The organism is Legionella sheltonii, from assembly GCF_026191355.1.
Lineage (GTDB): Bacteria > Pseudomonadota > Gammaproteobacteria > Legionellales > Legionellaceae > Legionella > Legionella sheltonii.
Map to the genome: position 1 here is coordinate 189,530 of NZ_JAPHOQ010000010.1, position 10,949 is coordinate 200,478.

Below are 10,949 nucleotides of genomic sequence, written 5' to 3' on the forward strand. Positions count from 1 at the left end.
CTAAGATATTGGGAGTGAACGTTGAACAGCGTTTTCTTCATTTTCTTCTACGCATGAAGACGTTTTATCTACATTAAGTTTCATATTTAGCTTCGTTAGTTCTTGTTCTAGTGCTCTAGCCCACTTATAAACTCCGTTAGTGGTTTCAATCGGTTGATATTTAAAAAAACTCTTAGGTAGTACTGTTCGTAAATGATCAATGCCAGCCAATAAACAACGTTTGACACTTTTCGCACAATTATTTTTGATTAGCATATAATTTTCATTTCTTTCGTTTTCCATGGCTTTAATCACTGCTAACTCATCAACGAAATAACGTAATCCACACTCACTGGTAGGGAGACTTATCGAATGGTCCGGGTGTCGTCCATCAGTTTTATATAGTGTTTTTATTGACATTTCTTGACGAGAAAGGAAATCTGCACGTTCATTGATCTCTGTTTTTAATGCCGCTATCTTCGTTTCATCTATATTTTGCAATTTTTCATTGAGTTCACCAAGTTGGACTTGAAGTCGACTCATTTCTTTATCAACCTGATCGATTTCCGTTTGATTTTCTCGCATTTGTTCTTCATAACCACTTTGTTTTTGTATTCTCATTTTTTCGAGCTCAGTTAACTCCTCGGATAGCTCTAGATTCTCCTTTTGCAACATATCAAGCATTTGAATTACAGACTTCATTTCCTTATAGGTGTTATTCGTAGGATTGTAAATTTTTTCTAAGATACTTGATTTCTTATGAAGAAAAGTGATTTTTTGATTATTTTTAACTAACTTATTGGTTAAATTATCTGTTTTTTCCTTGAGTTCATCCAGTGCCTTTTGACAGCGTTTACTCAGGTCATCTCGTAAACTAATTAATTCGTGCTGTTTTGATAGTAACGTATTAAGTTGGGCTTGAATATTTTTTTTATTGTCTAAATCACTATCTAAGTTCCAAGTTTTAACGATTTTATCAAGGTTTTCTTTTTTATCTTTATCAACTTTTTTTATCCCGTCCTGATAGTAGGGATGTTCAATGGGATGCGTTGAGCCTTTGCCAATTACTTCTCTTTGCATATCGGATTCATGATCAGATATTTCTGGCTTAACTCCTTTACATTTCGGGGCAAGATGCAAAAAATGAAAAAAATCTTGAGCCAATTGACTTCTTGAGGGGGTACTCTTGGGCCAGAAACTGTGGGTTACTTCAACGCTTCTGAGGGTTTTTCGCCTATAATATTTGCCCGCATTACCTTCAGCCAATTCAGGTACATAACTAAGACTCTTTTTTACAAAAAAATGGCCTGGATTATCTTCTAGTTTTGCGAAGCCGCGCGAGCGCTCATTAAGCTCCATGTAAAAGTTAGCATGCCCAATATTTTCATCTCCATCGGAGGCTAATAATGGACCAAAAAATCGGTTTTTAATCCGTTTGCCAAAAATTTGCGTTGTTGAAAGCCAAACATTTACTTGAATCATAAAAGCCTTATTTCTTTTATATCAAAAAAACGATGAAAAATCACACACTTAGAGCCGTCTAATCTGTATCTTATATTAAACTATTTGTTTTTCAAGTACTCAGTTCTATTTTTTTATTGAAAAAAAAGTGGCTTTTCTATTTTGCACTATGACATTTATTTATCGAGAATGCGAAAAAAAACTTACTCTAATGCAACCCAGAAAGAGAGAGATTTTTATATTTTTTTTAAACTTTTATGGCGAATTTCAACTAATGTAAGCGCTCAATTATTATTTGATTTTTGCCTCCTTTTTTAGCTTGATATAGTGCCTTATCAGCAAGGTTAATCACGGTTTCAATATTCGATGAATAATCAAAATGAATATTAACAATCCCTATACTTAATGTCACTTGCTCCAAAATGGTCTGATCATTAATATTGGAATCATCAGCATGAACTATTTTTTTTTGAAATAAACCGTTTATTGTTTGACATACAGAGAGGGCTTCTTCAAGAGGCTGATTGGCAAGAATTGCAGCAAACTCATCGCCGCCAAGCCGGAAAAGCGTATCATTTGTTCGTTGACAAACACTATTGAGAAGTTCCGCAATACCGATTAAAAATTTATCACCATAAGGATGACCAAAATTGTCATTAATTAATTTAAAATTATCAACATCCATAGAGATAAGATTTATAGGATATCTATTGCGTTTGGCGCGTTGAAGCTCCAGCGGGAATAAGAACTCAAAATGTCTTCTGTTATATAGCCCCGTTAAAGGATCTGTTATCGATATAATTTGTAACTCATAAATCAATGTTTCTCTTTCTTGGGATAATTGAAATGTTTTATGCAATAATTTCATATTAATTTTTGCAGCAATAAGAAGCATCACAACAAACAATAAAAACATAGTTGCCAAAAGGGCTCTGTCCATGTCCAGAACTGAATAATTATAGGCAATTACTGGTAAAAACATGGGAACTATATAAGCATAATATGCTGGTAAACAAACAGAGAGTGTCGCAACCGAACCAGCACTCATTCCGCCAAATACTAAAATAATAATGAACTCATAGAGCTCAGTTACATAAGCTAAAGAAATTAGGTAGCACCCCCCCCATGCAATCCCCATGAGTAGCGTAAGAAAAAAAAACTTGATCAAAATAGATTGTTTTTCACCCGGATCCAAATTATTCTTAATGATTCGTCTGCAAAAATTCCATCTAATAAAACTAATGATTAAAATTCCGCAATACCAGCCACTAATCAGTAAGAAGGGGACCTGATGATATAAAATAAGTGCGAGCAAGGAGGCCAAAATGATATTAAAAGGAATGGCCCTTTTAGAACCTTCCATAAGCAGTAATGTGGCTTCCTTGCCTAACTTAAAGATCATCTCATTTCTCTTTGATAGTTCCTTTTTGTCTATTACATAGTATAGCTGGTGATACTCAAGTATCATTCAATGCAGAAATAATTATTTAGAAGTGACCGAGTACAATTATGCCCAAATACTCTCCAGCCTGGCCTCATGGCGATATAATTGAAGCATTTGAAGGGATCCATGTTGTTCGTGGTACTAATATTACTTATTTTGATAATACAAAGATTCAGCACAGTAGAAATATGACAATTATTGAATCGAACGGGGATTTAACCCTCATCAATACGGTACGACTGAACGAGATTGGATTACAAGCGCTTGATAATTTAGGTACTGTAAGGCATGTTTTGAGCATTGGAGCATTTCATGGAAGAGATGATCTATTTTATGTGAATAGATATCACGCCAGATTATGGTCTGTCCCTACTGAGGAAAAGCTTCATGGTGTACGTTATTTGCAGGACCAGGATGAACTGCCAATAAAAAACTGCCATTTTTTCATGTACAAAAGTTCATCTCCTTCTGAGGGCTTCATCTATTTTGAAGATCATGAGGGTATTATTATTACTTGTGACAGCATAAAGAATTGGGTTGAAATTGATGAATTCTTTAGTGAAGATACTGCAAAAATGGCTTTATCTCATGGAGAAATAGCAAAAGCACGAATTTCACCTATATGGCTTAATGCTACAGGAGTTCATAAGGCTGATTTTGACTCTTTGTTACAATTGAGATTCAAACATCTTATCAGCGCTCATGGAAATGTATTAAGAGATACAGCCTATTCTGATGTGAAAAATTCTGTGGAACAAATCAGTTGACCCCATATATGCATCTGCAATGACAATGTGAGATCAGCGATAGGGGGCATAAATAAAATGTCCCTACTGAAACATAGAATAACCTAAAGAGTGAATAGTGAAATAACACCCAAAAGATTTCGTTTACAGCACAATAAATGAATTATTTTATCAAGCAATCCATTGTATTCGATTAACGGCACAACAGGAGTTTCATCACTTTGGGCGAATAAAAAATATCATATACTTCCACTCCCAACAGGTCACATATTTTATTCAAGGCCCTGAAATGCTATATCAACAACACCATTGCGTTCAAACATCGATTTAAAATGCTCTAGACTCACCCGTTTTGATTGATCGCTCATATTGGATGCGAGTAAATCGAGTCCATAAAGAGCGATATCCTCGATAATACGTTCATGCCTGTAATAAGACAAAATCGTTTTATTGATCACAACCTCACCATAGCCTTCATAAAAATAAGCTACTTCTGCAGATAAATTCCAAACATTGCCGACGCCACCGCCTATAAACATAAGATCACGTTCTTTGGGAGCCATCATGGGGTCGTCCCAATCAATAATGTAAAATGATTCATCCGAAGTCATTAAAATGTTTCCGGCATGTATATCTGCATGACACAAGACGTACTCATGTGCATCAAATTGTATTAGCTTCACCAATTCTTCTGCCGAATTAACAAGTCGATTAATCGAATCGAAGTGTTTTAGATAATACTTTTTAAAATCTATAGTCATTGTATTGGTGGATGTATCTGATTCTATTTGAGAGTATAAAGATTTAACCATTTCGCGCCATTTTGGAGAATACGTTTCTGTTCTTAGTGATTTTCGAAGAGCAACCGGTATGGATAATGTATGAATTTGCTTTAATGTTTTTCCTAACTTGATCCACTGATTTTTAGTTAATATGTGCTGGAATCCATTCTGACCCTCAATAAAAGGATAAACAATCATTTTAAAGTCATTTAATTGTTTTAATAATTTGCCATCAACAGAACAAATGGGAAAAATAATTTCCTTTACGTGTGAATCATGCAGTAACTTCATAACATCCATGTGGGTTTCTTCATGGTTAACGTATTTAAGTTTTAAAAAATAGGAGTTAGCCGAATCATTTACTTTATAAACCAATGCATTCATGTCAGCGCCTAATTGAAGCGACTGAATATCTTCTACATTGATCGCATAGTTACTTTTTAAAAGCTCAATCAGCTGCTGTTCGGGAATTGGTTGACCTGGCATACACAAAGTTTTAATAGATTTGAATTATGTTGCATATGTTATAACAAAAGACAAAATCTGAGTACTTTTGCTCATAATTTAAATCGCGCGAATCTGCGTTCGACAAATCCCAACAATCTAGACCTAGCTCCAACGTTAGGAGGCAAATGCTAGTTGTTTAACGCGGACTTTAGGTTACTGACTGTTGTTCAATTTTAGTTATTCTATTCTTTGATACTAATTTTATTCCTAAGTCATCATTTAAATTTTTGAACACCACCATGAGCCTATAATTCAGACGATTTATGGGTAATTTGATTAGGCATACTATAATAATAAGCATCAGTCCAAAATTCGGATGATCCCAAAAAAATATCTCATTCCAAAGTATGTCTTTCGACGGAGTTATCATGAGAGAAAAAACTAAACGCAATGCACAATTCCAGGCTTCGCCAATCGGAGGAGACAACTTCGATGCGCATGAAACCCAACTTAATTTTGAAGATCTGGAAGAGATTTTTGCTCATTATGGAGAAAAACATGGTATTCGTTTGATAAGGAATGGAGATTCTCATAAGCACATTCTCCAAGCTAATATTAATGGCTTTGCTGCTCAACTTGATGCAGTTACCGCTAAAACAACCGTACTATAATTTTTTAAAAATATGCGAATTCAGTGATTCTGCCGTTTTAAAGTCATCTACACATCTTTCAACTAAAGATTTAAATGAGCTTTATAGTTTTCTTAAATCTAAAGGATTTCTGGAAAAAAACCGATTAAAAAAAGATCTAAATCCAGAGCAAAGACACGAGATAGAGACTTTTTGCCAAACAAAATTATCTGTTCAAGCTAAAGCTAAATTAGAAAAACTAAGAGAAAGTTTAAGTAACGAGTTTAAAGTAAAAATGCGCACTTGTTGCTTAACAAAAGAGCAAGCAATAGATGAAATTCTTGCTATCCAAAAGTCCCTTGGTGAAAAGGAGATGGTTGGATATGTATTTACAAACAATGAGCGTGGCAAAGGAAACACACGAAAAACACATTGGGAAGCCGTCATAATTACCAAACATGATATTATTAAACCAGTAGAGTGGCTCGACCAACCTGTAAAGTCAATCTTATATCATACTGATGAGAGATTAAACTCTGCGGCTTTTTTCTCTCCGAGAATGGACTTTTTCCCTGATGAGGGAATCCCTGACCAGCAGGTCAGTCGAAGCCATCGCGGCACACTTAGTGTTTTATATCTTAAAAAACTATTGCAAAATAATGGCAAAGCGCTATCTGAAGACAGTTTAAGAATTCCGCTTTATGATGAAAAGAATCAGCTAAATTATGTTTTTATTCCTCCACCTGATGTAATGCAATACGCGCCAAGCGATGAATTTATAAACTTTTACCAAAAGCTGATGGGAAAAAAAGTGGAGACTTCTTCTGGTCAACCAACCCCTAATAATCTGAGACAATTATTGGTGGAATCGAAAGGAAGAGCGGAATTGAAAGGCGATTTCAAGACCGCTGAACATAATCAGAATTTAATCAATAAATTCGATGCTTTCAGCAAGAAATGGTTGCGAGGCTGTGAAGAGGCATGTAAAAAAAGGGACGCAATGTTTCATAATAACAAGAAGAACAGCCATAACCTCTACCTTGCTTACGCTGCAAAACGATTAAAAGATTTAGTGCTTTCTCGTAAAAAAGAACGAGTTGATCCGGATTCTACCGCTGGAAAGAAACAGGAAAAAGAACAGGAAACGACTAATGAGCAGGTCAACGATTATCAAGAGAATAGGATAGAGGCGGGGACAAGCACACCTCAGAAAGAAGGCCAACCCCAGACATCCATAGCCCAAAAGGATAAGCAAGAATTTATAAAAGATTTGAAAAATTATGTTATCGCGCGCGAATTCGAGGCAGGGGGGCACGATTTAGCATCTCACCATCGTATAAGGATAATCACGCTTAAATTTGGTTATAGTGCTGAACAAAAAATAACAGCAGCAAATAAACTGATTTGTGCTTTGAATATGCAAGATAATCTTGATCAAATACCGATGGAAATGCAATTAACTGAGACTGATATTGGCGCATTGACTACTTCCAGGCTTTACGGAAATGTGATTAAGAAACACTTGGAGCTGTTTAATCAAATACTTAAGAACTTACCGGAAAATCAAAATTTAAATAACTTTAGACAGGATATGTGATGATTATTTCGTTCATATGACGATTTAGCAATTAATGATTTTTGTTTTACTAAGAATATCAATTTCTTTATTTTTAAAACCTAAAAAATTGACTTTAAAAGTGGTGATTAGGTACGCAATAGGTTAAACCAATTGCGCCTACCAATTAAATTCGCGATAATCAGTAATTAGTACACAACTGATAAATAAACAATGCTGAATATTCTAGAGAATATTGATTTAACACCTTTAAACACATTGCACTTAAAATCAATAGCATCTCATTATATTGTCTTAAATCAAGTCGAACAATTAGATGAAATCAGAGCGATTATTTCTAATTATCCCAAGTTCTTTATTTTGGGAGGAGGGAGTAATTTAATTTTACCCGCCATATATCAAGGTTTAGTTATTCATAATAAGTTACGTGGTATCACAATTACTGAATTTGGCCAAGAAAAGATGGTTACGGCAATGGCTGGTGAGAACTGGGATGACTTTGTGGCTCATTGTACCCAGCATGGTGCTTTTGGGTTGGAAAATTTAAGCTTAATCCCTGGTACGGTGGGTGCATCGCCAATTCAGAATATCGGTGCGTATGGAGTTGAGGTTAAAGATTTTATCAAAGAAGTTGTGGTCTATGATCTTCAAATTGGAAAACTTATTAGCCTTAGTAACAGCGAATGTCAATTTAGTTATCGGAACAGTTTTTTAAAAAATAATTCGCGCTTTATTGTTATTAGTGTCAGTTTTACCTTATTAAGGGAGCCCAATCTTAATACAAATTACGGCGATGTGGCGCAAAGACTCTATTCTTTAACTCATCCAACACCATATGACCTTCGCAACATAATTATTAGTATTCGTCAAAGTAAATTGCCTGACCCCAAGGAGTTAGGTAATGCAGGTAGTTTTTTTCATAATCCAATCATACCAAAAGAAATTGCGCAGAAGTTATGTATTCAAAATCCTAATTTACCAGTTTTTCCAACACCTAATCCCGAGAAAATTAAAATATCAGCAGGGTGGCTGATTGATAGTTTAGGTCTGAAAGGATTGCGACAAGGCAATGTTGGGATTTACCAGCAGCATGCATTGGTTATGGTAAATTATGGCGGCGCCTATCAAACAGAATTATTGAAATTTGCAGATTGGATTCAATTGAAAATTAAAGAACATTACGATGTACAACTTAATATCGAACCCATTATTTTAGAATGAACTTCAAGACATAAAGGTCTGACAAATCTGCAAATCCTTTGCTGTTTTCATAGGGTCTGCTTATAACGAAAAGTTGCTAAACGCAGGCCAAGAGATGAAGTACCTAGCTTCCTTACTAAATTACTTTCTTTTGCGATCCCGGTAGAAGTTTTGATGTACACCCAGTGCTAATAAAATCCTTAATGCAGGATCCCACTCATAAGCTAAAAGAAATAGCCCTATCGAACTTTCATTAGCACCATGATCTCATGAATCTTTTCCTGAAAAAGTAGCTCATTTTTATTTCTCATTTTTAAAATCCTTGTTCATTTTTATTGCAGAGTACTAAAACTCTTTTTACATTGCAATAGACAAATACTGGTTAAGCCGATTGCACTTACAAATTGAATTTACCGTTACACTTCATATATTAAGTCTGATTATCAAAATAATCAGACTTAATTGATTGTTGAACTATCCAGATTGAAGCCCTTCTTAATTCTTATTCAAAGGATTGCCGGTTCGATAAATCGTGATTTAAAGCCTCGTCATTTTTTTTGTTTTCCGTCTCTGCACATTTAAAAAAGGAGAAAATAGTTCTATCTTGCCACACTAAAACAGTCCTACATTGATTCGTTTTAACGATTTGATATTTACTTTGCGATGCCTCCAATGTAAGTCTTCTAATGTCTACTTCACACACAATATCTTCTTCATGCGCTGTATTATCGTCAGAAAAAGTGACCTTTCCTGATTGATACTCTTGATCCACACCAATTGGCATACTCCCGATATCAGGAATTTCTTCAATGACTACTGAGGAAGATGTAAGCGATAGCTCTCTAAAAGTTGGAAGCGATAGCGCTTTAGCTTCTCTTGAATCTGCTGAATAGTTGATGCTTCTCTCCTGAGCTAGAACATCGCTAACTTTTATTGAGTGTTTATGTTCATGAGCATAACCAGCCTTAACTAATCGTGTTGTGCCGTCTTCAAGCTGAATATTAAAGTATGCTGTTTTTTTTATTCGTTTTTCGCCTTGATCAGTGACTATGGGTCGAGGGACATAAACTGTCGCAGAATAATAATTAATGGTTAGATCTTTATACTGCTCACCTAACTCTTGCGCAAAATAAGTAGCTAATCGATCATTAGTCATATTTTCGTCACAAACATATAAGTTAATTGCCTTAAGATTTTGTGCTAATTCGGGTGTAAGGCCACATTGTTTCATGCGCCAAGCTACTGCATCAATTGATAGTTGATATGGTTCTTGTCCTAAACGTTCATAAAAGGTTTGATTAACATTTATTACGTAATCAGGATCGCCTGTACCATCAGCAAGAATGTAAATGACCGTATTAGCAGGTAAGTTTTGCGGGTTGAATTTAAATTGGGCTCCATCATACAACTCATAATCTTCTTCATTTTCATCAGGGTGACGATAAATCACTACACGTGGAATTATAGCGCCCATCTTTTCTGAAGAACGTAAATTATTTCTCCAGTCCAATGCTCTAATATATAAAGAGAAATTATTTTCACTGACTGTGAACGGAATAAATAGCATCACATTAGAGGTCGATAATTTTGATTCGGTTATTTTAAACATAGTTGATGTGGACGAGATTAAATAAAGGTTTAAATTGTATAATTTCTTTATTAAGATATTATTAACAAAGAAATTTGTGATAGTTCTAAAAGAGAAAATAATTTAAATAACAAGAGATCTAATCCTATGTCTTGGAAACAAACAATTACATTAAGTCAACTGCAACAAAAAGGACGTCACTGTGAAACCATAGATGACCATAAAATTTTATTGATCTGGCACAATGATAAAGTACATGCCATTGCCTCCCAATGCCCCCATTTTAAATTACCACTATCCAAAGGGACAATTACAGATGAAAACACTATCGTGTGCCCTTTTCATAAAAGTGCATTTAATCTAACAACAGGTAATCCCGAATGTTGGTCGCCCTGGCCACCAGCAGTTGGAACGCTACTTGGTAAGCTGAGCAAACCCAAAAACTTAAAGATTTATCCTGTTCGTATTGATGATGACATGATTCATGTTGAGGTTGTCTAATAAGAAGAAAAAACCCAGATTAGAATCTGTTAGCCTGGGTTTTGTGCCATGAGTCTCCCCTGCTATTCTATTTGGAATGAAATTTTAATTTTACCGATATAATCTGTTCTAAATTCTATTCAATTTTAATTAATGAACCTTCTTTTCTGTAAATTCGTGATTAACTAAACCACTTAAAAGGATTTGTACTGCAGTCTCACCCATTTTTTCGCGGGGACAAAAATCCATTGCTACAGCAAAACCTATCTCTTTCATGGATTCATCCCATAACGGATCTTTATTCAAGAGTGGTTTTATATTCTCCAATAAAGAGTCCACAAACATATCGTCCATAGAAAGAAAATGCTGCTTTTGAGGGTTATTAATCAACATTTCTTTTACTGTCATATAAAGCGAGTATTTCAATAGATATAAAGCATATTCCAGAGATTCATTGTTCATATCCAAGTGAACCAGCTGTTCTTGAGCGTAAATATGAGTGAAATAAAAGTTATCAGGACAAAATTCGCGTTCTATAAAGTCGTGTTGTTGAGAATTACGTACTTCACATCGGAAAAGAAAATACTCTTCATGTTGCGAATAAAGAGCGGAAACTT

Annotated in this window: 11 protein-coding genes; 5 read left to right on the forward strand and 6 right to left on the reverse strand. The window is 35.0% G+C overall.

The window, feature by feature from the left end:
* Together OQJ26_RS12915 and OQJ26_RS12920 are read right to left on the reverse strand one after the other, a co-directional pair.
* A complete protein-coding gene (locus OQJ26_RS12915) occupies nt 1–1,461 on the reverse strand; it encodes a hypothetical protein (protein WP_265704172.1) in 1,461 nt (486 codons plus the stop codon).
* A 250-nt stretch (nt 1,462–1,711) separates the two neighbouring features.
* Entirely contained in the window at nt 1,712–2,842 is a 1,131-nt protein-coding gene (locus tag OQJ26_RS12920) for a GGDEF domain-containing protein (RefSeq protein ID WP_265704173.1), read from the reverse strand.
* A 107-nt stretch (nt 2,843–2,949) separates the two neighbouring features.
* Between OQJ26_RS12920 and OQJ26_RS12925 the strand changes: the two genes are divergently transcribed.
* A complete protein-coding gene (locus OQJ26_RS12925) occupies nt 2,950–3,651 on the forward strand; it encodes a hypothetical protein (RefSeq protein ID WP_265704174.1) in 702 nt (233 codons plus the stop codon).
* 251 nt (nt 3,652–3,902) lie between these two features.
* On the opposite strand, the gene OQJ26_RS12930 is transcribed toward OQJ26_RS12925, so the two are convergent.
* Nucleotides 3,903–4,898, reverse strand: a complete 996-nt coding sequence (locus OQJ26_RS12930; RefSeq protein WP_265704175.1) for an aminoglycoside phosphotransferase family protein — start codon at nt 4,896–4,898, stop codon at nt 3,903–3,905.
* A 389-nt stretch (nt 4,899–5,287) separates the two neighbouring features.
* Here OQJ26_RS12930 and OQJ26_RS12935 point away from each other — a divergent pair, with 389 nt between their 5' ends.
* From OQJ26_RS12935 to murB, 3 genes are all read left to right on the forward strand, one after another.
* Nucleotides 5,288–5,530 carry a hypothetical protein gene (locus tag OQJ26_RS12935; RefSeq protein WP_265704176.1) on the forward strand — a complete coding sequence of 81 codons (243 nt, stop codon included), beginning with the start codon at nt 5,288–5,290 and terminating at the stop codon, nt 5,528–5,530.
* Complete coding sequence (locus OQJ26_RS12940) at nt 5,478–7,085, forward strand: hypothetical protein (protein WP_265704177.1); 1,608 nt, start codon at nt 5,478–5,480, stop codon at nt 7,083–7,085. Before OQJ26_RS12935 ends, OQJ26_RS12940 begins: the two co-directional genes overlap by 53 nt.
* Before the next feature lie 192 nt (nt 7,086–7,277).
* Complete coding sequence (gene murB, locus OQJ26_RS12945; RefSeq protein ID WP_265704178.1) at nt 7,278–8,285, forward strand: UDP-N-acetylmuramate dehydrogenase; 1,008 nt, start codon at nt 7,278–7,280, stop codon at nt 8,283–8,285.
* 120 nt (nt 8,286–8,405) lie between these two features.
* Here murB and OQJ26_RS12950 read toward each other — a convergent pair whose 3' ends face one another.
* Together OQJ26_RS12950 and OQJ26_RS12955 are read right to left on the reverse strand one after the other, a co-directional pair.
* Entirely contained in the window at nt 8,406–8,507 is a 102-nt protein-coding gene (locus OQJ26_RS12950) for a type II toxin-antitoxin system RelE/ParE family toxin (protein WP_265704189.1), read from the reverse strand.
* A 259-nt stretch (nt 8,508–8,766) separates the two neighbouring features.
* Complete coding sequence (locus OQJ26_RS12955) at nt 8,767–9,873, reverse strand: hypothetical protein (protein ID WP_265704179.1); 1,107 nt, start codon at nt 9,871–9,873, stop codon at nt 8,767–8,769.
* A 126-nt stretch (nt 9,874–9,999) separates the two neighbouring features.
* Here OQJ26_RS12955 and OQJ26_RS12960 point away from each other — a divergent pair, with 126 nt between their 5' ends.
* Entirely contained in the window at nt 10,000–10,353 is a 354-nt protein-coding gene (locus OQJ26_RS12960; RefSeq protein WP_265704180.1) for a Rieske (2Fe-2S) protein, read from the forward strand.
* Between the two features lie 129 nt (nt 10,354–10,482).
* On the opposite strand, the gene OQJ26_RS12965 is transcribed toward OQJ26_RS12960, so the two are convergent.
* The coding region (locus OQJ26_RS12965) for a hypothetical protein (RefSeq protein ID WP_265704181.1) at nt 10,483–10,949 on the reverse strand (467 nt) is incomplete at its 5' end.

Coding starts and splice junctions, on each gene's coding strand:
- OQJ26_RS12915 (WP_265704172.1), bottom strand. CDS start 1,461: ATGATTCAAGTAAATGTTTGGCTTTCAACAACGCAAATTTTTGGCAAA.
- OQJ26_RS12920 (WP_265704173.1), bottom strand. CDS start 2,842: ATGATCTTTAAGTTAGGCAAGGAAGCCACATTACTGCTTATGGAAGGT.
- OQJ26_RS12925 (WP_265704174.1), top strand. CDS start 2,950: ATGCCCAAATACTCTCCAGCCTGGCCTCATGGCGATATAATTGAAGCA.
- OQJ26_RS12930 (WP_265704175.1), bottom strand. CDS start 4,898: ATGCCAGGTCAACCAATTCCCGAACAGCAGCTGATTGAGCTTTTAAAA.
- OQJ26_RS12935 (WP_265704176.1), top strand. CDS start 5,288: ATGAGAGAAAAAACTAAACGCAATGCACAATTCCAGGCTTCGCCAATC.
- OQJ26_RS12940 (WP_265704177.1), top strand. CDS start 5,478: ATGGCTTTGCTGCTCAACTTGATGCAGTTACCGCTAAAACAACCGTAC.
- murB (WP_265704178.1), top strand. CDS start 7,278: ATGCTGAATATTCTAGAGAATATTGATTTAACACCTTTAAACACATTG.
- OQJ26_RS12955 (WP_265704179.1), bottom strand. CDS start 9,873: ATGTTTAAAATAACCGAATCAAAATTATCGACCTCTAATGTGATGCTA.
- OQJ26_RS12960 (WP_265704180.1), top strand. CDS start 10,000: ATGTCTTGGAAACAAACAATTACATTAAGTCAACTGCAACAAAAAGGA.